Origin of the sequence: Pseudomonas sp. WP18, from assembly GCF_036689585.1 — a bacterium.
Classification (GTDB): Bacteria; Pseudomonadota; Gammaproteobacteria; order Pseudomonadales; family Pseudomonadaceae; genus Aquipseudomonas; species Aquipseudomonas chlororaphis_E.
In genome coordinates this window covers 3,793,269-3,815,709 of record NZ_CP144758.1, presented here as the reverse complement: position 1 = coordinate 3,815,709, position 22,441 = coordinate 3,793,269, and the positions used below count along the sequence as shown (strand labels likewise).

16 protein-coding genes are annotated in these 22,441 nt (G+C 58.5%); 5 read left to right on the top strand and 11 right to left on the bottom strand.

Features of this window, described 5'->3' with window-relative positions; all coding sequences use genetic code 11:
* Positions 1–17 precede the first annotated feature (17 nt).
* The 4 genes from V5F23_RS16760 to V5F23_RS16745 all read left to right on the top strand — a co-directional run bounded on the left by V5F23_RS16760 (position 18) and on the right by V5F23_RS16745 (position 4,019).
* Entirely contained in the window at positions 18–983 is a 966-nt protein-coding gene (locus V5F23_RS16760) for a threo-3-hydroxy-L-aspartate ammonia-lyase (RefSeq protein ID WP_123579863.1), read from the top strand.
* Between the two features lie 131 nt (positions 984–1,114).
* A complete protein-coding gene (locus tag V5F23_RS16755) occupies positions 1,115–2,386 on the top strand; it encodes a dicarboxylate/amino acid:cation symporter (RefSeq protein WP_053143880.1) in 1,272 nt (423 codons plus the stop codon).
* Positions 2,387–2,424: 38 nt separating this feature from the next.
* Entirely contained in the window at positions 2,425–3,567 is a 1,143-nt protein-coding gene (locus V5F23_RS16750) for an asparaginase (protein ID WP_338495679.1), read from the top strand.
* 62 nt (positions 3,568–3,629) lie between these two features.
* Positions 3,630–4,019 (top strand): RidA family protein, encoded by a 390-nt coding sequence (locus tag V5F23_RS16745; protein WP_123579864.1) that lies wholly within the window; start codon positions 3,630–3,632, stop codon positions 4,017–4,019.
* A 206-nt stretch (positions 4,020–4,225) separates the two neighbouring features.
* Here V5F23_RS16745 and V5F23_RS16740 read toward each other — a convergent pair whose 3' ends face one another.
* From V5F23_RS16740 to V5F23_RS16720, 5 genes are all read right to left on the bottom strand, one after another.
* On the bottom strand, positions 4,226–4,855 hold the full coding sequence (locus V5F23_RS16740) for a PAS domain-containing protein (RefSeq protein WP_123579865.1): 630 nt from the start codon (positions 4,853–4,855) through the stop codon (positions 4,226–4,228).
* Between the two features lie 310 nt (positions 4,856–5,165).
* Positions 5,166–6,497, bottom strand: a complete 1,332-nt coding sequence (locus V5F23_RS16735) for an MFS transporter (RefSeq protein WP_123579866.1) — start codon at positions 6,495–6,497, stop codon at positions 5,166–5,168.
* Between the two features lie 102 nt (positions 6,498–6,599).
* Positions 6,600–7,538 (bottom strand): hydroxymethylglutaryl-CoA lyase, encoded by a 939-nt coding sequence (locus tag V5F23_RS16730; RefSeq protein ID WP_123579867.1) that lies wholly within the window; start codon positions 7,536–7,538, stop codon positions 6,600–6,602.
* Positions 7,535–8,725, bottom strand: a complete 1,191-nt coding sequence (locus V5F23_RS16725) for a CaiB/BaiF CoA-transferase family protein (RefSeq protein WP_338495672.1) — start codon at positions 8,723–8,725, stop codon at positions 7,535–7,537. The genes V5F23_RS16730 and V5F23_RS16725 overlap by 4 nt, the downstream gene beginning before the upstream one ends.
* A 110-nt stretch (positions 8,726–8,835) precedes the next feature.
* Complete coding sequence (locus tag V5F23_RS16720; protein ID WP_338495670.1) at positions 8,836–9,741, bottom strand: LysR family transcriptional regulator; 906 nt, start codon at positions 9,739–9,741, stop codon at positions 8,836–8,838.
* An 874-nt stretch (positions 9,742–10,615) separates the two neighbouring features.
* Here V5F23_RS16720 and V5F23_RS16715 point away from each other — a divergent pair.
* The gene (locus tag V5F23_RS16715) at positions 10,616–10,852 is read left to right on the top strand and encodes a YceK/YidQ family lipoprotein (protein ID WP_234407908.1); all 237 of its coding nucleotides are present in this window, start codon (positions 10,616–10,618) and stop codon (positions 10,850–10,852) included.
* Positions 10,853–10,977: 125 nt separating this feature from the next.
* Here the strand turns inward: V5F23_RS16715 and V5F23_RS16710 are convergent, their stop codons facing one another.
* The 6 genes from V5F23_RS16710 to V5F23_RS16685 all read right to left on the bottom strand — a co-directional run bounded on the left by V5F23_RS16710 (position 10,978) and on the right by V5F23_RS16685 (position 22,348).
* The gene (locus V5F23_RS16710) at positions 10,978–12,336 is read right to left on the bottom strand and encodes a hypothetical protein (protein ID WP_042727873.1); all 1,359 of its coding nucleotides are present in this window, start codon (positions 12,334–12,336) and stop codon (positions 10,978–10,980) included.
* Complete coding sequence (locus tag V5F23_RS16705; RefSeq protein ID WP_338495668.1) at positions 12,333–18,641, bottom strand: AAA domain-containing protein; 6,309 nt, start codon at positions 18,639–18,641, stop codon at positions 12,333–12,335. Before V5F23_RS16705 ends, V5F23_RS16710 begins: the two co-directional genes overlap by 4 nt.
* 11 nt (positions 18,642–18,652) lie before the next feature.
* Positions 18,653–19,297: a 4Fe-4S single cluster domain-containing protein gene (locus V5F23_RS16700; protein WP_042731468.1), complete on the bottom strand. Its 645-nt coding sequence runs from the start codon at positions 19,295–19,297 to the stop codon at positions 18,653–18,655.
* Positions 19,298–19,299: 2 nt separating this feature from the next.
* Positions 19,300–21,132 carry an AAA family ATPase gene (locus V5F23_RS16695; protein WP_042731467.1) on the bottom strand — a complete coding sequence of 611 codons (1,833 nt, stop codon included), beginning with the start codon at positions 21,130–21,132 and terminating at the stop codon, positions 19,300–19,302.
* Between the two features lie 169 nt (positions 21,133–21,301).
* A complete protein-coding gene (locus tag V5F23_RS16690; RefSeq protein WP_042731470.1) occupies positions 21,302–21,694 on the bottom strand; it encodes an ester cyclase in 393 nt (130 codons plus the stop codon).
* A 249-nt stretch (positions 21,695–21,943) separates the two neighbouring features.
* Entirely contained in the window at positions 21,944–22,348 is a 405-nt protein-coding gene (locus V5F23_RS16685) for a hypothetical protein (protein WP_042731466.1), read from the bottom strand.
* Between the last annotated feature and the right edge of the window lie 93 nt (positions 22,349–22,441).

The window sequence follows — 22,441 nt, the reverse complement described above, 5'->3', positions numbered from 1 at the left end:
TTTGAGGACATTTTGCTATGCAAATCACTCTGCCAACTTATCAAGACGTAGTCGACGCGGCTACGCGACTTGAGGGAGCAGCCAACGTCACGCCTGTTCTGACCTCTCGTACGATCGATGAGGAAGTCGGTGCGAAGGTATTTTTCAAATGTGAAAACTACCAACGTACCGGCTCTTTCAAATTTCGGGGGGCATACAACTCGCTCGCTAAGTTCAGCGAAGAGCAACGTCGAGGTGGCGTTGTAGCGTTCTCGTCGGGGAACCACGCACAAGGCATCGCTTTGGCGGCCAAATTGTTGAAGATCCCGGCCACCATTGTTATGCCAACCGATGCTCCTGCAGCCAAGGTCGCGGCTACCAAAGGCTATGGCGCCGAGGTTGTATTTTACGACCGTTATACCGAAGACCGCGAGGCTATCGGGCGAGCCCTGGCCGCCAAGCACGGCATGACGCTAATCCCGTCCTACGATCATCCAGATGTTCTGTCCGGCCAAGGTACCGCCGCCAAGGAACTGTTTGAAAGCGTCGGTCAACTGGATGTCTTGTTCGTAGGCCTCGGTGGCGGTGGCATGCTGTCGGGAACCACCTTGGCGACCCGTGCACTGGCACCTGAATGCACTCTTATTGGCGTTGAGCCTGAAGCCGGTAACGATGGACAACAATCTTTCAATTCAGGCGAGATTGTTCACATCGACACTCCGGACACCATCGCTGATGGTGCTCAAACCCAGCATCTGGGTAATTACACTTTTCCAATTATTTTGAACGGTGTGAATCGAATTGTAACGGTCACTGACGAAGAGCTGATTTCTGCAATGAAGTTCTTTGTTCAGCGTATGAAGATTGTGGTCGAGCCCACTGGCTGCCTGGGCCTTGCTGCAGTAAGAAAGCTCAAGGAGGAGCTCCAAGGTAAACGGGTCGGCATCATTATTACAGGCGGTAATATTGATATCGACAAGCTTGGTAAGTTTCTCCAGATCTAACGAGGTCTAACTTGGTTACTGAAAAGCAGGCGCTCTACGGCGCCTGACGGCAGCGTCTTGCCGAAATCCAATGAACATCCATTAGCCCAGACAATATGGCCCGAATTAGGCCGCTATAAAAAGAGGTGCACATGAAAAGCCGCCTTCTCGTTAAAGCGATAGTAATCGCGATGATTTTCGGCGTAGTCCTTGGAGGCACGCTCCACAGTCAGCTGGATGCTGCGGCTGCAAAAGAGATTTCCGGATACCTGAATCTGGTCACTGATGTATTTTTACGTCTGATCAAAATGGTTATTGCTCCCTTGGTACTTGCCACCTTGGTTACCGGCGTTGCCAGCATGTCAGGGAACGGTTCGATGGGGCGCGTCGGTTTTAAAGCCATCACTTGGTTTCTGATCGCCTCTCTAGCCTCGCTGTCCATCGGTTTGCTACTCGCCAATATTTTCCAGCCAGGTGTCGGTCTGAATCTGACTGTGAGCGGTGAAGCCGTGAACACGGGCTTGAACACTTCCGGCTTTAGTCTGCCGATCTTTCTCACCCATGTATTCCCTCGAAGCATTATTGAGGCCATGGGCACGAACGAAGTGCTGCAGATCGTTGTGTTCTCACTGTTCTTCGGTTCCGCACTGGCGTTCGTCAAGGGCAAAAGCAGATCCATCATCGTGGACATGCTCGAAGAACTGGCCAATGTCATGTTCAGGGTCACCGACTACGTGATGTATGTGGCTCCACTGGCTGTATTTGCAGCCATCGCCGCTACTATCACCGTGCATGGTCTGGAAATGGTCGTGACCTTTGGCAAGATGGTGGGGCAGTATTTCCTGGGCCTGGCACTGCTTTGGTCATTGATCACGCTTGCCGGCTACCTGGCCCTCGGCCCTCGCATCAAAGACCTTTTCAAGCATATGCGTGAGCCGATTCTGATCGCCTTCTCCACGGCGAGCAGCGAAGCCGCGTATCCGAAAACCATTGCCGCCATGGACAAGTTTGGTGCCAACAAGCGCGTAAGCAGCTTCGTCCTGCCGTTAGGTTACTCATTCAACCTGGACGGCTCGATGATGTACCAAGCCTTCATCGTGATGTTCATCGCCCAGGCGTACAACATCGAAATGACATTCTCCCACCAGATCATGGTGCTGTTGACCCTGCTGGTTATCAGCAAAGGTACTGCAGGTGTTGCGCGAGGTTCTCTGGTCGTTCTGGCCGCGGGACTGCCGATGATAGGTCTTCCGGAAGCGGGCCTACTTCTCATCCTCGCAGTTGACCCCATCCTGGACATGGGACGCACGGCCACCAACGTTTTCGGATGCGGTGTCGCAACAGCTGTCATAGGACGACACGGTAACGCGATTGAAGAAATTGAAACAGCAATCGATGCTGAAAAGCGTCCTCAAGTCGTTTAATAAGAACATAAACCTAACAACAATAAGAGATGCGGAAAATGACTATCCAATCCATGAAATTCAATAGCAGCCATACCTTCAGTCGCAATTTTTTTGCGGGGTTCATGCTCTCGATTCTGGCAGGCTTAACCGTTGGTGTTCCGTCTGCGCTCGCCCAGGAAAAAACCATGAGTTCGAATCATCAACAAGTGCCATTGCCACGCGTCCTGTTACTTGCAACGGGGGGAACTATCGCGGGCTCCGCCGATAATCGCGGCACCGGAGCCTACAACGCCGGGGCTATTGGCCCTCAACAGTTGGTGGCCGCCGTTTCGGGACTTGGAGATTTGGCCTCAATCTCTGCCGAACAGATCGCCTCAATCGGCTCGCAGGACATGAACGATGAAGTCTGGTTCAAGCTTGCTAACCGCATTCAGCAGGCCTTCGACAAGAACGAAGCGGACGCCGTGGTGATTACCCATGGGACGGACACTATGGAGGAGACAGCCTTCTTCCTGGATCTAGTGCTGAAAACTGACAAGCCCGTCGTTTTGGTCGGCTCGATGCGGCCTGCCACGGGTTTGAGTGCTGATGGCCCGGCCAATATCTATGAAGCGGTTCAGGTGGCAACGGACGCACAGTCGAGAGGCCGCGGCGTCCTGGTTGTAATGAACGACCAGATTGATGGAGCGCGCGGCGTCACCAAAACCAACAGCACCAGCGTTCAAACGATGCAGTCTCCCAACCTGGGCTCTCTGGGCTACGTGGACATGGGGCAGGTGCGCTATGTTCAGCCGCTTGATATGCGTCATACCCTGCCGCTGGCTCTGCCTAAAGGCCCGGCATTGCCACGTGTCGACATCATCTACAGCCATGCGAACATGGATGCCAAGCAAATTGAGCATGCTATTGAAGATAACGCCAAGGGCATCATCTTGGCAGGCAAGGGCGATGGCAACACTTCGAAGCAGGCCCTCGCAGCCCTCGAAAAAGCAGCCGCACAGGGAATTGTGGTTGTCCGCTCGACTCGCGTGAGCAAAGGCTATGTCAACCGCAACATCGAAGTGGATGACACCAAAAGCGGCTTTGTGGCTTCCATGGATCTAAACCCACAGAAGTCGCGGATTCTCGCCCAACTGCTGATTGCCAGCGGCATCACCGAGCCTGGCAAGGTTCAGGCAGCTTTTACAAACGCTCATTGATACACCTAGAGCCGACGCTGTGGACTTGTCTGCAGTGTCGGCTCCCCCATACAAGGTTACCTATGAAAATTATTAGCACCGATGCGGCTTCGCAACCGGCTGGTCATTACTCGCAAGCGGTTGTTCACCAATGCTCGCTCTACATCTCCGGGCAACTTCCTGTTAGTCCGGACGGCACTCACAACATCGACGCGCCGTTCACCGAACAGGCCCAAATTGCACTCAGTAACCTACTGGCCATTCTGCATGCCGCGGGCTGCGAAGCCTCAGACTTGGTCAAAGTCACTGTATACGTAGCAGGCGTAAAACACTGGCCGGCCTTCGATCGGGTCTACTCCGAAATGTTGGGCGGTCATCGCCCAGCTCGCGCTGTCGTACCGGTTCCGGAGTTGCATCATGGGTACTTGGTAGAAATCGAGGCTGTCGCACGTGCTGTGACCAACGCAGCTTGAAGCGCTGAAGGTGGGCGATTCTGATGGCGTAGTTGCCATCGCTCCGGATCAGCTTTCCAGAGTTTATGAAAGCTGCCGTCAGTTGCTGGATCGAGAAGCGTCTGTCCTCACCGGGATTGAAGAAGATAGGCTCGACCCTGACCGGTTTGATTTGATGCTCAGAGCTAAAAGCTGTCCCGTATAGCCGAGATGATATGAGGTGGTGGTCACCTCGTATCGCTGTACACCGTTGCGCGGGATACGCCGAGGTGTGAGGCGACCGTCTCCATGGCCTTTCTGATATCCAGGAGGCCACACTCCTTCAACTCCTGAAGCAGTACTCTCCGATCGCGGGCTTTCAGGGCACGGGGAGAGGTGGATAGCCGTGTAGCAAACTGATCAATGCGCGCTCGAATGGCTTCTGCACCGCTCGATTCGAGCGACTCATGGGGACGATCGCCACTGAAAGATCCGAACTGATCCAGCATGCCCTGCAACCCCTTGAACAGGGTGAGATCAATGTTCATGCAGAGCGCGGCCACATACCGTCCGGTGGAATCCTTGATTCCAATCGAGGTGCTTTTGGCCTGGCGACCATCTTTAAATTGATTGGGATAGTTGGCAATGATCTGGGGATAAGCTGGGTCAGCAATCCGGGCAAGTCCCAGCTCCGTAGCGGGATGTCCGGTCTCACGGCCAGAAAGATTATTATGAATGGCCAATATTGCGTGTTCGGGATCCCGCAGGTCGTGCAATACGACTTCGCAAAATGGGCTGAAGGTCTGGCTCAAGCCTTCCGCAATTTGCTCCAGTTGACTGATCAGCGCCTGTTGTTCAGGTGTGGTTTTTTTCTTCATAACGAAGATATCCAGCGAAAGTAAAAAGGGTTCAGTGAGGGCACAATAACACCTATGGGGCGGCTTTTTTCAGTGCTTTTCGTTCTGAAGGATCGCACGAGAACGGAGCAAGAACCTGTGGTTTACGAGGTCTGCTTTTTGTCTGGCGAACGAGCTCGACCATAGGCTGTTTATGCGCCCAAGGACTGCTGAGAGGTTGAGGAGAAAGGGAAGAGTATTGGTTGCTTTCAGGGAAAGCTTGTCCAGCGGAGCCCATTCAGAAACAGCTCAGGGTCGCGCACAACATGGGCGACCCTGGCAAACCAGTATTTCACTGCCGAGTCTGATCCCTGGTTCTCAGGCGTTCCGGTAAGGCCCAATACAGCAGGGCTGCTGCTAGTAGACTGGTGAAGCCAATCACGTAGAGTGCCGGGGTGGTGCTACCGGTTAGATCCTTGATGTGCCCCACCATGACTGGGCTGACAATGCCACCGAACTGGCCCATGGTATTGATCAGGGCGATCCCACCTGCCGCGCCGGCCCCGGCCCCTGCCAACAATTTGGGCGGCAACGCCCAGAAGGCCGGGATCGAAGCGATAATGCCTGCGCCCAGCAGCGCCAGGGCACCGATTAAAAAGATCGTGTGTTGTGCGAAGATGCCGGCGCTGAAGAAGCCAACCGCACCCAGCACGACCAAGCCGCACACGAACTTGCGTCGCTCCCCACTGGCATCGGAAAGTCGACCGATGACCACCATGCTGATCGCACCGCAGATGTAGGGCACAGCGGTCAACAAACCGATGATGACAGGACTTTGGGTGCCGGCACTGCGAATCAGTTGAGGCGCCCAGAAGTTCAGTCCATAGGACGCCACCTGGATCAAAAAGTAGATCATGCCGAGCATGAGGAAGCCGGGAAGCTTGATCGCCGCCAACAGCGAACCATGCTTGTTGGCCTCATGGCTGGAAATATGCCGAGCCAGCAACGCCTTTTCTTCAGTCGTCAGCCACGCCGCATCCTGCACACGGTCCTTGAGCGTGCGCAGCACGATCAAGCCCAATAGGACACAGGGAACGCCTCCCAGCAGGAACAGCCAATGCCAGCCACGTAAGGCGAGGACACCATCCATATGTCCGAGCACCAGACCGGACACCGGAGCACCGATCAGGCCCGCGAAGGCAGAGGCCAGGAAGAGCGTGGAGGTGATGCGCCCACGGTAGCTCTGGGGGAACCACAGAGTAAGGTAGTAAAGCACGCCAGGCGCGAATCCTGCTTCCATGGCGCCAATCACGAATCGCAAGACATAGAACTGCCATTCGGACGTAACGAAGACCATCAAGGCGGTGGCAACGCCCCAGGACATCATGATCCGTGCGATCCAGCGTCGTGCACCGACCTTGTAGAGCATCATGTTGCTCGGCACTTCGAACAGCACATAACCCACCACAAACAGCCCGGCACCCAAGCCGTAAGCCGTGTCGCTCAAGGACAGGTCGGCCTGCAGTTGAAACTTGGCGAAGCTGATGTTGATACGATCAAAAAAAGCGAACAGGTAGCAGATCATGATCAGGGGCATGATCCGCCAGGCGACTTTGCGCACGACCGATTTTTCAGCATTGACATCGTCGCCGAGGCTGCCGGCAGAGGTTGCGGATACACTCATTTCAATCTCCAGATAGGCTTCCGTTTTGGAGCCCGATTGTTTTTGTAGTCTGGACAACGACCAGGAACTTCGCGCAAGCCCATCGCTTGCGCTGGCGAATCGTCAGAGGGTCAATCCGGCAGGCGTCGGATGGAGATCGCAGTTGCGACCGGCCTTTACCAATTGGCCAGGCAACTCATGCCCGAGCAGCGCGGCAAGCCTGCGCGACTGGTCCAGCAAGAGGGGCAAATCGATGCCCGTCTCGATACCCATCTCATGACACAGGTTGACCAGGTCTTCGGTGCAAATGTTGCCGGACGCTCCGGGGGCAAAGGGACAGCCGCCCAGACCACCCAACGAGGCATCGAAACGGCGGGCACCGGCCTCATAAGCCGCCAGGACATTGCAAAGCCCCAGCCCGCGAGTGTTGTGAAAGTGCAGGGTCAGCGCAGATGGAGCCACCCGAGTGAGCACGCGCCGGACAATCCGATGGACTTGACGCGGATTGGCCATGCCCGTGGTGTCCGCGAGGGTGATGCCGGTAACGCCAAGGTCCATGTATGTCTCGACGATGGCCAAGACCCGGTCTTCGTCGATGCCCCCCTCGAACGGGCAGCCAAAGGCCGTGGCGACGGTCGCGTTAAGCAGGAGGGACGTTCCTTGGGCCGATTGCACAATGTCGACGAAGGCGGCAAGCGACTGCTCACAGCTCATGCGCATGTTGGCGCGGTTATGTGTCTGACTGGCGGACATCACCATGTTGATCTCATCAGCTCCCGCCTGGACTGCTCGCTGGGCACCCTTGAGATTCGGCACCAGAGCGGTATAGATGACTCCCGGCTGTCGCTGGATGCCGGAGAAGACCGCTTCGCCGTCTCGCAGGGCGGGAATGGCCTTGGGCGACACGAACGAGCCCGCTTCGATACGCGAGAAGCCGGCCAGCGATAACGCGTCAATCAGGGCAATCTTGTTCGCCGTCTCGACCCACACCGGCTCGATCTGAAGGCCATCGCGAGGGGACACTTCCTGCACGACAAGACGCTGTGAATAGTCAGTGATCACTGCACGACTCCTTCAGCCTTGAAGCGCTGGATCTGCGAATCGCTGAAGCCCAGTTCGCCGAGAACGCCCTCGGTGTGCTGTCCGAGCGCAGGACCTTGCCAGTTCACCTGGCCAGGCGTGTGTGAGAGCTTCGGCACAATGCCGGGCATCATCACTTCGGCACCGTCGGGCAAGGTGGCATCGAGAATCATGTCGCGGGCTTGGTAATGGGGATCGGCAACGATGTCCGCCGCCGAGTAGATGCGGCCAGCAGGGACTTCAGCCTGTTCAAGAGCCCCCAGCACGTGCTCGATCGGGTGGCTCATGGTCCAAGCCGCGATCGCCGCATCCAGCATCTCACTTTGCAGCGCGCGGCCATCGTTCTGGGCCAAGTCGTCACGTGCGGCAAGGTCAGCCCGACCGATAGCCATCATCAAACGCTTGAAAATCGGGTCGCTGTTGCCGGCGATCACCACGTAGGCATTGTCGGCGGTTGGGTAGGTATTGGAGGGCGCGATGCCCGGCAAGGAACCGCCCGTACGCTCGCGAACGTGCCCCATCATGGCGTACTCCGGTACCAGGCTTTCCATGACGTTGAACACACTTTCGACCAGCGACACGTCGACCACCTGTCCGTCACCCTGGCCGGTCTTGACCCGAAGCACCGACATCAGCGCCCCGATCACCGCGTGCAACGAAGCGAGCGAATCACCGAGGCTCACCCCGACCCGCGCCGGAGGGATGCCAGGGGTACCGGTGGTGTAGCGAATACCTCCCATCGCCTCGCCAATGGCACCGAAGCCCGGACGGTCGCGGTAGGGGCCCGTTTGGCCATAACCGGAAATGCGGACCAGCGTGAGCCTGGGGTTCAACGCATGCAGTACATCCCAGCCCAAGCCCAGCTTTTCCAGCGCCCCGGGACGAAGGTTTTCGATGAGTACATCGGCGCTTTCGACCAATTGCTTGACGATGTCGATGCCCTCAGGGGCTTTCAGATTGAGCGCAAGGGACTTCTTGTTTCGCGATTGCAAGTACCACCACAGCGACGTGCCTTCGTGCATCTTTCGCCATTTGCGCAGGGGGTCACCATGACCCATCGACTCGATCTTGATCACCTCCGCACCAAACTCACCGAGTAGGCGTGCTGCAAACGGCGCGGCGATTAAGGTACCGATTTCAATGACGCGAAGGCCGTTAAGGGCAGTCATGGGGATGTAGCCTCGTGTTCTTGGAATTTGATCCAAGCCTAAGAGAGGCCAACCACTCGCTACCAACCGTAAATTTGGAACGGGTCTTCGTGAAAGACGAAGACCGCCGTTCAGAGCCCTTGAAGATGCCTGTACAACAGCTTGCTGACCGGCGAAAGTGCGTCCTCGTTCCGGATCACCAGCAGCATGCTGCGAATGGCCCAGTCATCTTCCAGCGCCACCGCCTTCAGGCCCAGAGACCGGCCAATAAGCTCGAAAGCCTTTCGCGGCAGCACCCCGATGCCCAGGTCAGCCTGCACCATCCGGCACACTGCGTCGAACCCCGGCACTTGGATGCGAAGCCGCAGCGCTTTTGCGCAACTGCGCGCGGCCGCATGGGTGCGCAGATTGATGAAACTGTCGGCGTGCAGGCCGACGTGATCGAAGTCGAGCGTCTCGGCAAAGGCGATCCGTTCTTTTACTGCCAAACGGTGTTCCGGGCGCATGACCACGACCAACTCATCCTGGCGGTACGGCACCGTGTGAAGCCCTTTGATTTCTGTGTCCGCGGAGCAGATCCCGATATCGGCCACCCCATCCAGAATACCCTTCACCACCCCGGCACTGGGGCGCTCTTGCAGATTGATCTTCACTTGCCCGTGATCGGCAATGAACGCCTGCAAGTCCTCCGGCAGGAATTCGATGATGGCGGAGATATTGGCGAGCATACGGACATAGCCACGCACCCCGTGCAGGTGCTCGCCCACATCGATACTGATCTTCTCGACATCGGTCAGAATCCGCTTGGCGTAATAAAGCAGGGTTTCGCCTGCGGCCGTCAGCTCCATGCCCTTGGCGTTGCGCTCGAACAGCTCTATTCCAAGCGCTTGCTCCATGTCATTCATACGCTTGCTTGCCGCCGAAAGCGCGATCATCTCCAACTCTGCTGCCCGGGTCAGCGTACCCTCTTGATGAACGCTGACGAACAGCTGGAGGGTGATGAGGTCGAGCCGGCGGATGAGATGTTTCTGGAGCATCGGGGTAAGCTCAAGCTGTACAACAGTTTAGGAAGCCGAGGTTACACTTCTGCTGACCCTTTTGTCCTGGAGTCTTACCGGCTAACTACAGATTACGCGTATAGATGGATGGGTGGCGGACCTAGGCTAACCCTCAAGTGTTGAGGATACGTTTGCGTTCTTCCTGCTGCAGATGAGTCAGTAGAAAATCGGTAAAGGCGGGAACGAAGGACATGGGATCTCCGCATCAGATTCGAAAGGTGGTGCAAGGTTGATCGGTCGGCTGACAACTATTCGGGGAGTTCATGCCCCGTTGATCCTATGGAAATTACAATGCCAGCTTGATGATCGTTCATCCTATTGGCTTTGGGCAGCATCCAAAAACTTTGCATGGATTTGCCGCTGTTTTCGCTCTTGTAGCACCCTGAAAACAAGTCCAGAACTGAGTCTTTTCTTGCTTCAGCAACAAAAGAAACCCTTGAATTTCAATGGGTCGGACGCTGGATGCGAGTCTCGTTTCCCGCTCCAGGATTCAGAAAAAAGCCACTCAGATGAGTGGCTTTTTTTTATGCCTGAGATTTGTAGGATGAAACGTGGGCCCTCGGGTTTTTGATCAATCGTTCTCGCCATCAACGATATTCATCTGTTTAGCAAGTCTGCAGGCCTTTGTGGGTGGCGATCTCGGTTGGTCCTCGGTTGATCCATGCTGGAGTGATTACCCATTCGCAGAGGACGGCCACGGCGAGGAGTGGGACAAGTCGCAACGTCCTGCGCTGTAGAAGACGCGCTGCAAAACCTTCCGTAACAATAGTGAGGGTTGGGCCGGTTTCAGTGCTACAGTCTCGCCCTTCCAGGGTGAGGGTACATCATGCGGCTCATGCTAACGGTTTTTACCATGGCGCTGCTGACAGGGTGCGCGACTGTCAACGAAAGCTCCAGCTACGGGCACATGTGTGGCCTCCATCCTTACTGCGGCGTTACTGTCGATCTCGAGATTATCAAAGGCCACGACAATGCTGGGGCCATGAGTGCCCTGACTCCGTTTGCAGTCATTGACCTGCCGTTCAGTTTCGTCGCCGATACGCTGATCCTGCCGTACACGATTTTTCATATGAAGAGTGCCGACGAGTAGCGCTGGCTGATCGCGATCGTCAGGACGATCACCCTGGCGGTGTGTTCAAGGCTGTGCATTGCGATCGAGCGCTCAATGACGGACCAGGGAATGATCGCTTGGTTTGCGGCGGGGTCGTTAGCGGTTCATTGATGAAGAGTCTTTTGCTGAGCAGCGATTGCCTCTACACCTGGTGCGGAAACGCTCGTTTCTTTAAGCGGTACTTCACCCACGGAAAGTGCCCGCTCGATCAGCAACTCGCAGCCCTTATCTTGCAATAAGGCTTGTAACCGCTGGAATTCGCCGCACCAGATGGTTTCAACGTCGCGATCCCGCGTCTTGTCGCGATCGCTGCTGAGAGCGACCGCGCGAACTTGCAGGCGGCCATTGTCGGCTTTGCCACCCACTTCAACGCCATAACCGGGCGTCGCGGCTTTGCGCAGCACGACCTTGCCGGTTTCTGCCCAGGCGGTTGCCATGCCTTCGCGTACCTCGTAGCCGAGGCTGGCCAAGCCGCCGAGCACGGCTTCGCGGCGGGCAAGGGCGGCTTGAGTCTGCAAGTGGGTTGCGATATGCGTTTTACACTGCTCGATCAGCCCAGCCATTACCGAGAACTCGCTATCGGTCGTGCAGGCGCCAATCTGACTCAGTAAGGTTGCGTGTTCGGTGCCCATGCAGGTTTCGATTTCGCTGGCCAGGTCCTGCAGCTGTTCGAGGCACTCACGCTGGCGTTGGAAGTTTCGAGTGGACGTGCCGAGGTCGAGTACCAAGCTGTCGAGCAACAGATTGCGCCGTTTGGCGTCGACTTCCGTTTCAGCTCTTTCCAGTGCTAGAAGGAACGGTGCGGCACGCTCTGCGCCTTGCAGCAGTTGCAGTTCCACGATGTGGCGGTCGATGCGCAGCAGACGTATGTCTCGCGTGGCTTCCGGTTCCCGTGCCGTTATCCAATCGCGCAGGGAAAGCTCGGGTTCGGCAACCTTGAGCTGCTGCGCCAGGGCGCGTTGGGTATCGCTCAGCACCGGCTTCTCGGTGGCCTTGGTCAAGTGGGTGAAACCTTCGGCCAGCAGACGTTCGGCATCTTCCCGATTGGCACCGCTCGCCAATTGTGAGAGGGACTGCAGCAAGGTTTGATCGGCGCTTTGGGGATTGGCGTGCAAGGCGTCAAGCAATGTCGCGGCGTTTTCCTGGACGCGGCGGTCGCGTTGGCGTCGCTCGGCGGCACGAATGATCGCGCGTTCTTCGCGGTCCTCCAGATCTCGGCGCAGGTGCTCAATCTCCACGGGCACGGCCTTCTGCAATTCGGCCAATCGATCTTCTGCCAGCAGAGCGCGCAGGCGAGCGTGTCGCGCCGTGGCGGCGATGCGCTCCTGCTCACTGAGTTCGCCAAGCCTTGTGGCTTGTGTCTGCCAACGCTCCACGGCGCGCTCCAGGCGTTGCAGGTGGCCTTCACAGATGGCGATGATTTCTTCGCGAGTGACAATGCGAACGACCTTGGGACCACTCATGGGCAGATTTCCGTATCAACTGGAACAGGATTGGGTTGCAGTGGCTGCTCGACCTTCATGGCGTGTTCGATTGCTTCACGCAGCCGTGATCGCTCGCTGTCGCCGTTGTGATACCAGGCTTGCGATGACACGCGATGGATATGCGGGATGGCGCGATGCAGCACGGACGGGCGCCAGATCTCCCGGGCGCGGGCGCGTTCGAGCAGAGTGTGGCAAGGCGCATCGCACTCGATGCCAATGGCGTACAGACCCGTATCTGGATGCTCGATGGCGAAGTCGAGGCCGAAAGCATCGCCTTCACTGGCGGGAGCGGCTTGCCATCCCAGAGATTGAATGAATTCGCCGACCAGCCTGACAAAACCATCACGTTGCTGACCTTGTTCGCGGTGCACGCTGCTGCGGTCGGTCTGCAGGCGCTCCAGCAACTTGCCGCTGCTGCTGAACTCGCCAGAGGAGAGGGCGCGGGCATATTCCAGATAGCCTTGCAGATAGTCACGCGGGCTGGCGGGGGCACGGTGCGTGTTGAGCATGTCGGAGATATCGGCGATCGGCATCGATGTGATCATCACCACCTTGTGTCGCGCACGGGTCACCGCCACGTTCAGGCGCCGTTCGCCACCGGTCTGCCCGAGCACGCCGAAGCTACGGCGGAAGGTACCTTGGCTGTTGCGGCCGAAGGTGGAGGAGAAGACGATGATGTCGCGTTCATCGCCCTGCACGTTTTCCACGTTCTTGACGAACACCGACATGTCCTCGCCGTCTTCGCTGCGCTCGCGTTCTTGGGCGTAGGCTGTGCGGAACAGCTCATCCTGCTCGGCACGCTGCTCCAGATGCTCCTCGATGAGGTCGGCCTGCTTGCGGTTGAAGGTGACGACACCCACCGAGGGGCGCTGGTCGTAAGGTTTTTGCCACAACTCGTTGAGGTACTCGACGACCCGCTCGGCTTCTTGGGCATTGCTCTGGTTCTGGTACAGCCCACCGACCTGGATCAGTTCCAGCGGTTTGATCCGTTGGATGCTTGCCTGTGGATGACGGACCGGAACGTTCAGGCGATTGCCATAGAACGAGGCGTTGGAAAAGCCGATCAGTTCACGGTAGGCCGAACGGTAGTGAATCTGCAAAGTGGTGCTGGGCAGGGCGTTGCGCGCCAGTTGCAGCAGGTCAGGGCAGTCCTTGATCTCACGTCGGTTCCAGGTGTCTTCGAACGCTTCGCGCTGTTCCTCATCCGCGTCCTCGTCAGGCTCGTCGCCGTCGAACACTTCGGCTTCGTCGCTTTCGATGCGACTGGAAAAGAATGCCGTCGGCGGCATTTGCTTCTCATCACCACTGACAACAGTGACTTGGCCGCGGAATAAGGTCGGCAGGGCGAACTCGACCGGCATCTGCGAGGCTTCGTCGTAGATGACCGTATCGAACAGGCTGGCCTTGAGTGGTAGTACACGACTGGCGACGTCCGGGTTCATCAGCCATACCGGACGCAGGCTCATCAAGCCGAGATTACTGCCCAGTTCAATGAATTCGCGCAGACGCCGCGAGCGTTTGCCCGTTAGGCGGGTGACATCCTCCCATTGCTTGCGATTGCCCAGGCGGTCGAGGTTGATGCCTTTGGCCAGCAGCTCACGATTGAGCAGTCGCATCTGTGCGTCGGCTTGCGCGAGGCTGGCGACTTTGGCGCGGGCTTCGTCCTGGCTGAACAGCAGTTCAGGATTGGCTTGCTCGACGCGATGTTTCCAACCCAGTCGGGCTTCGCGGTTGAGCAGGCGTCGCACTTCGGCTTCCAGTTGCTCGGGTGCAATGTTGTCCAACTGTTCCTGGCGTTGGCGCAGCAGGGCGAGCAACTCGAGGTCGGCTGTCGTCAACTGACCGGCGCGCCCGCGGAATGTCTGGTAGGCGGCCAGGAAGGGCAGCGCCTCATGCAGGCGATCAAGACTCAGTTGATTGCTCAGGTTGTGTTCGACGGCATGCTGCAGTTGTCGCACCAGCTCATCACCCAGCCAGTCGCCGAGTATCTTGAGTTGTTCGAGGCTGGAATGGCGAACGCCATGGCGTATCAGCGACGCGTCCAGATCGCTGAGCAGCGCCTCGAGGTGCTGTTTGTCGCCGGCGAGGGCGGCTTCATCCGCCTGTCGGGCACGAGGCGATTGCGCCAGGGCCAGCGCCAGTGCCTGGATTTCCAGCAGGTGGCGAATGTCGCTCTTCACGAGGCTGGACAATTCCAGGCAGGCTTGCCTGTTCACCGTTTCCAGCTCTAACGCCTGATGCAGGGTACTCAGCTCGGCGCGCAAAGGTCGCCACTGGCTTTCCAGGCGAATGGCTGTCTGCAGCGTGGGCAGCGCTTCAACAACAAGACTTTCCCCTTGCTCTTGAAGAAAGTTGCGCAGTCGCTTGCGCCGCAGCAGATGCAGCGGGTTGATGTTCGCCAACCAGGACCGGGCGGCGATGACCTTGGTACAGTCCTGATCCAGATGCCTGAGGGCTTTGTTTTCGAGCAGACAGAGTGCCGGAGACAAGGCGGGGACGTAGTGGTCCTGATCCAGTTGGCCGAGTTGCTGATCCAGTTGCTGCAGTTCGGCGAGAATCGACTCGCCCCGTGGGAGTTGGCCCTCTTCGCGGCTGCGGAATAGCGGCAGCCAGCGCGCAAGACGCAGACGTTGCTCTTGCTTCAGACCGAGGAGGGTCGCGACATGGGTCGTCATCCAGTCGCGGTATGGCGCGGGGTCGTCGATTTCGAAGCTGGCGGGGTGTGCCTGCAACGTAGCCTGACGGTTGTTTTCGGCCTGAATGAAACTGTGCAGATTTTCGGTGAAGGCCTGCAAGGTCGCTCGGTCGGCGGCAAATGACTGTAGTTGGGCCAGTGGGCTGCCTTCGTAGCGTGCGGGCAACCACAGGCGTACCAGCGGCGCGCAGCTTTCTTCCAGGCGGGTCAGGCTGGCGAGGTCCAGGGATGCCAGGCGTTGGCGCAAGGCCGGAAACTCGAGCGGCGCTGCGCCGGACTCCAGTTCGATCAATTCACCAAGCAGCCTGCGATAGCTGAGGCCGGTATTGTCATCAACGCGATGCAGGCTCTGGTGGAAGCGGTCGAGCTCGCCCTCCAGGGCTTCGATGCGAGCTGCGATCTGTTCGCGCTGGCGTTGCCAGCCCTGCGCCTGGCTGCCGTCCGTGAACAGGCTTTCCAACTGCTCACGAATGCTGCGGATGACGGGCTCGCGGTCACGGTTGACGTCATTGAGCATGACAATGCGTTGACCGAGGCCTTCGGCGACCAGACGTTTGTATACCACTTCCAGCGCTGCATGCTTCTGACAGACGATAAGCAAGCTGCGCTGGCGGCCGATAGCATCGGCGACCATGTTGACGATGGTCTGGCTCTTGCCGGTTCCGGGCGGCCCCTCGACCAGCAGTCCCGGGCTCTGCCGGGCCTGGATCACGGCGGCTTCCTGTGAAGGATCACTGGCCACGGTGAAGTAGCGTTGCAGCTCGCCTGGCGGCGCCTCGCGTTCGGATTCGTCGGCGGCCTTGAGGCGCAACGCCGTTTCCAGGCCGGTGCCGACAGGCGAAAGCGTCTTCAGTTGGCGCAGGTCTTCACCGATGGCTTGCCCCATGAAGGTCACGTGAAACAGCACGGCCGCGCAGTCCAGTTCATCCTGGTAGGGCGCGATTTCCACGTTGCTGGCGGGTAGATTGCCAAGGGCACGCGAGCGAATGGTGGCAAGCATTCCGAAGGCGTCCATGACATCCGCCGCGCGAATGGAAGAACGACCCAGCAGCTCATCGGCGGTCTTGCGCCAGCGCTTGCAGGTTTCGGCACCGAGTACGCTTTCCAGTGCGGGGTTGAGCCGCACTTCCTCACGTTCACTGTCGAACGCCAAGGCGGCGTGCCCACGCGAACCCAACTCCAGCAGCAGCTTCACTGGCCACAGCAGCAGCGGGATGATTCGCGTGCGCGTGGTGCCGCGAGGGTCACGGTTGAGCAGGAAAGGGAAGCCCAGGTACAGGCCATCGATGCCGGTGTCGCGTTTGTAGAGTGCGCTTTGCCGGTACAGGGTATGCAGGCGTGATTCCAGCTGGCCGTTGAGCTGAAAACTCTCCGGGTCGAGATTCACGGCCCGGGCATTACGTTGCAACAGGTGATCGAGCAGCGCCGCGGCCGGACTGCGCTCGCTGTTGAGTTCGTTGAGATCTACCCGTGCGGTGGTCTTGCCGATGCTCATGCGTACCAGCGGCCCGCGCATCACGGCGGTCACAACCTTCTTCTCGAAGAAATCGAGGATCTGTGAAACGTACTGCTGTTTCTGTGGTTCCAGCCATTGACTGGACGGGATGGCCAGCAGCACCAGTGTCTGGGCCAACGGCATACGTCGTTCCAGGCGGAACTGCTCGGCCCACTCGTCCACGACTGGCACGCCACAACGGGCAAAGCCCTGGATACGCTCATCGACACTCCGGTACAGCTCAAGTCGAGAGTGCAACAGCAGCTGGGTTGCCGCTTCGGCGTCGAACCAGCCGACATCGGCGTTCCTGGCCAGCTCGGCGGCGCTCTCCACGATCGAGGGCGCTGAACGAAACTGGCCGATCGCGGCGCTGAGCAGCACAATCAGATCTTCTTCGGCGATCACCCGGCGTTCCGACAGTGAGGCCAACCCCGGATGGTCGGTGTCGGGGAACAGGCGTTGGCGTTCCTGCCACTGCGTGGCCAGCTTGGCGCGTGAGGTCGATAGCAGGAATATCCGCAGTTGCTCTTCGACCAACTCGATGTGTTGGTGCAGAGCACGCTGACGTACGTTTTCGGCGCGGGTTTTGAGACGCGATAGCCAGTTGTCGGTCTGCAATTGCTCAAGCAGGTCCGGGACCGACCCACTGATCAAGCGATAGCCTTCCAGCGGATGCTCCAGCAGCCATCCTGGCGTGACGATGTCGCCATGATGGATCAACGGGATTTCCGGGTTGAGGATTCTCAACGCCAGCATGAGACGGAAGTCGTCCTCGATCCCTTCGTGCTGGACGACCTGTCGTAAGCCGGCGACCAGGGAAGGGGCGAGACCGACTTGCTCGGCCCATGTCACGATCACACCGCGCAGCAAGTGATCCAGGGCCTGTTGCCAGTTATCCGCCTGGGCCGCCGCCAGGGCGAATACGCCGGGCTTGTGGAAGCGACGCTCTCCCAGCCGTAGGGTGGCGCCTTCACCTTCGTCCGTTTGCTGGACGGAGGAGGCCGGCGCCTCGACCGCAATGCCACTGAGCCAGTCCCGGACCTGTTGCCATTGCCAGCGCTGATGACGGTCGCGTGCCAGCAGACCCCGCAGCAGCAGGTTCAGACGCGGGTCGAGGTCGTCGGGGATCGGCACTCCATTGGCCAGCACGTGAATAAGAAAAGCGTTGGCATTGGTGCCGTCGAAGCAGGCGCCCTGGGTCAGTTGTTCGAGCAGAATCATGCCCAGGCTCCACCAGTCCGAGGCGGCCGCAACGCCACCTGCGATAGCTTCTGGCGCCATGTAGCGACTGGTTTCCAGAGGCGAGACGATGTCCAGGTCGAACTCGGACAGGCGTGCCGAACCGAAACCGCTGATGACCAGGTCCAGGGGGGCGCGGGAACGTACCAGCAGGCTGGTTGGGCGCAGGTCCCGATGGCGTAGGCCTGCTTCGTTGAAAGCATGCAGCGCCTGCCCCAGTTCCTTGACGACATGGTGCACGCTGTCGCTGTCGCGGATCACGCTGCCGAGTTCTGCCAGGGTTCCGCCGGTCAGTTCTTCAATGACCTCGTAGGCACGGTCATCCCAGCGGCCGGTGGCGATGATTTCAGGCACATGCTCGCGGGGCAGTCGGCGAATCACATCGTAGATCGCCGGGTCCGGTTCGGCACCGGGTCGATATAAGGTCAGGACTGCTCGTTGCGCGGTTTCATTGTGCTCGGCGACGTATCGCTCACGCACGCCGTCGGTACTGCTGATCTGGCGGATCAGGCGCCAGCCATCGATCAGGGTCTGGGTGATGCCTTCCGGTTCGCTGGTGTCCGGCAGCGCGCCGGAGGGCGTTGCTTGCGCAAGTGAGCTGCCACATTCAAGGCACATCAGGTCGCCATCGGCCATTGGATGACCATTTTCGCAGAGCAAGACCGGGGTCTGTTCCTGGGCGGGGCTGACCGGTGGGAGGGGTTCTTCGGTAACGACGGCTTGCGGCCGCCAACCGGCGGCACGAATGGGTTCGCCGGCGAGGTCCCAGCCGCAGGGTTGTTCCTGAATGAGCCCTTCGCAGAATATCTCCTGCAGAGCGCGCTCGGTTTTGCAGTTGGGGCAGAAACGTATCATGGGGGCTCCACTCAGCGGCGTCGCGACGCGTGTGCGCTGATCTGTAAATGATGGCCTTGTTCATGCAGCAGGTCGCGTAAGCGCAATAAGTCGCCACGTCGTGGGATGCCGGCCATCCAGACGCTGCCGCTTTCGTCAAACATCAGGTCAAGCGCCTTGTCGGCGGGTTCCAGCAGGCGTTCGTAACGGCCCAGGCGTGCCTGCCCCAGGGGCGTAAGCAGGCTCAGGCGTTGATTATCACTGCCGCGCAAGGCCATGGTCTGGCTGAGTGCTTCGATATAGGGGTCGCTGATCAAGGCGTCTATCAGGCCATTGGCTTGAAACAACGGCTCATCGAGTTGCTCCAGGGAGTAGCCGCTATAGACCAGGATGTCGAGATCGCTGCGTTGACGCAGGCTTTCGAGCAGCGACCGCAGGGCGTCGAACTGGTCGAACGGCTCTCCGCCGGAAATCGTGATCCCGTCTGCCTCGTGCAGCCAGGGGGTGATCTGTTCTAGCAGTTGCTCCAGCGACAAGCGCCGGTGTCCTGGCCCCCATGTATCGGCAGAGATGCAGCCAGGACAGCGGATGCTGCAGCCCTGGAACCAGATACCAAGGCGCCGTCCCGGGCCGAGGGTGGTGACCGGAAAGTGTACGCGCGACAGACTGAGGTCCATGTTCAGCGACGTTCCATCTTCAGCCCAGCGATGTCCAACTCGGTGATGGTGAAGTGCTCGCCTGGTTGAGCATCCTGATCAAACAGCGCCCGCGACAGGGGATTGAGCAGGCGTGCCTCCAATTGGTTGCGGATGCCTCGGCCACCGTTGGACAGATCCTGCAGACAGAGGCCGTGCAGTGCCTGGCGTGCCTGGGGGGCTAATTCGATAAACAGGTTCTGTCCCTGCAGATCGCTAAAAGTGGCGTTGACCATCTGTTCAAAGATCTGCACTGCAACGTCTTCACGAATGAAGTCGAAGACAATGATGTTCTCGCCGATTCGATTGAGGATTTCCGGTCGGTTGAGCACCAGCTTGAAATACCGGTCGATCTCGCTATGCACCTTGTCCTGGACCTGCTCGAAGGCTTCGCCCGGCAGGACGTTCGCGACGCGTTCGCCATTGTCGCCCTGGCGATAGATCCCGAGGTTGGAGGTGAACACAATCAGCGCCTCCGAAAAGTACACACGGTCACCACGGCCTGAAGTCAGCACGCCATCGTCGAGAATCTGCAGGAATTTATCGAGGATCCGCGGATGGGCTTTTTCGATTTCATCGAATAACACCACGCTGAACGGCTTCTCGCGGATGGCATTGGTCAGCTCACCGCCGACGTCATAGCCGACGTAGCCGGGCGGTGCGCCGATCAGGCGTTGGTCGGCATGCTCGGCGCTGAATTCGGACATGTCGAAGCGGATGTATGCACTTTCGTCGCCGAACAGCAGGCTGGTGATGGTTTTGGCGAGTTCAGTCTTGCCTACGCCGGTCGGCCCCGCGAGAAAGGCTACCCCCCGTGGACGATTGCCCTTGCGACTGGCGCCGACGCCCGTCATCGCCCGTTTGACGATATCGAGCATGTGCGTCACTGCATGCTCCTGGCCTTTGACCCGCTGGTGGACGAGGGCATCCGCCTGCCGGATGCGCTGACGGTCGATCTTCAGCCACGGATCCTCGGTGACGCCGATCTTGTAGCGGCGCACTGCGTCGGCAATCTGCGGCATGGGTACACCCTCGACGCGCGCCAGTTGAGCAATGGCACTGAGATCGAGCAGCAGCAAGCCTTCGGTATTCTGTACGAAGGCATCCACAGCTTGATGCATGATCTCTTCGCTGGCGCCCTGGCTGCCACTGAGCCCCTTGAGCAGCGCCGGTGCCAGTGCGCGACGGGCCAGTTGATCGGGCTTGGATACGGGAATGTGGCGCAAGCGCGGGTTGTCGACCAGCAGCCAGTCGGGTAGATCACCTTCTTTTTCCACCAGCCACAGCAAGGTATTGAAGAAAGGTTTGCGCAGTTCTGTGGCTGGACGGCTGCGAGCCTGATGGGATTGCACCAGGGCCTGGGTAAAGAGATGATGTTCAGCCGCGCTGAGGGCGTCGTTGCGGACCGCCAGGCGCGAGGCGAAATCGATGATCAATGCGACCGGTTCACCAGCACGACTCACCAGCCGTGACAGGGTGGCGCCCAGCAGGTCGATACCTGCCGGTGCGACGCCGTTCACCGGGGTCAGGCCAAGTTCCTGAAGCACCGTCAGGCCGGCCTCTGGGTCGGAACCAGGTTTGCCGACAGCCCGGAAACCGGATACCGGATCCCAGGCAATGACTTGGGCGTAGCCAGCATCGAGCAGGGCATTACAAAGGGTTTGGTTGAAGCTCTGGGCGGTCACCGTACCGGGCGCCACCTCACTGGCCTGTAGGTCCCGGATGTTGCCTGACAGGACGAATTGGCTCTTCAGAGGCAAGAAGCGCAGAAGATCTCGCAGCCAACGTGGGCTTTCAAATATCGCAATCCCTGACATGTTTCAGCTCGTAACGTTGGGTCGGTATGGGCAGGGTATTGCTCAATGCGCCCATTTGCCAGTGCGCTGCTACGGAAAGTTGTGTTGAGAGAGCGCTTCTTAGGGGGCGCTCGTTTCTTTTATCCTGCGGCACGTAGGCCGCGGATAATCTGCAGCCTTGAGGCATCCGCTACGCTGATCGGAGCTGAGCTTCGATCGCTCCCTTATCGATGACCGACCAGACCTCGCGGATCCTGCCGTCCTCGAACGCGTAGAAGACGTTTTCGGCGAACGAGATGCGTGTCCCATTCACCGCCAGGCCCAGGAATTCCCCAACCGGTGCGCAATTGAAGGCCAGGCGAGCTGCCAACTTAGGTGGGTCGATCACCAGGAATGCAATCGCAAAGCGCAAGTCGGGGATAGCCCGATAATCTGCTTCCAGCATGCTTCGATAGCCGTGCAACCCTAATGGTTTTGCGTTGTGAACCACATCCGGGTGCACAAAATGGCCCAGGTTTTCCCAGTCCTGTGCATTCAGGCAGGCGATGTAGTCGCTATAAAGATCGGCAAGGTTCGGGCTCATGGGGCTGATTCTCCTCTTCATGTCTGTTCTTGCCTTTGCGATCCTAGGTCCGATTGTGATGTCTCATCAAGGCAGTGAGCAGAGTAGAAAGTCAGCGGTGTAGGTGACAGTGGTCATCGCGTTGCTGAACGACCATGGCGGAGCGTCCGGCGGACACGGGGACGCCGACGCGATGGCGCCAGGCAATGCTGACTTTCAATAGGGTTGAACGGCGGCCTGCGAACTTCCGGTCGCGGGCCAGTGAAGGTTTTACAGCGTGATACTGGCGGCTGGGTAGAACAGAATATTGAGTACGAAGAGGATCATCCAGAAACCGATTTCGAGCGTTTCGGTAATAGGCTGGATCTGTTTGATTGCGCCGTAGACATGCACGAAGAACATCAGCGTGAAGACCACGAAAAGAATATCGAAGGCATAACTGAAACTGGTGCCGGTGGTGGCTGAACGCAACATCGCTACTTCAACGACAAGGATGAATGCACCGAGGCAACGGCCGAAATAGATAGCCAGATGTTCGTGTTCGGGGACGGTCCAGCGCATAAGCCGGGCCCATTGGAGCGGGGCGAAAAAGATGGGCAAGGCAAAGAAGAGGGTGGTCACCACCATCAGGGTTGTGATGTATTCCTTGCTGTATTGCGCATAGTAACCAAGCATTTAAGAACTCCTTGTCTCATCCGCACGCCTAGGCGCCCGGCAGTAATTATTATTGTGAGCGGCGTGAAGTGTTGCGAGGGCTGACCAGAAGCG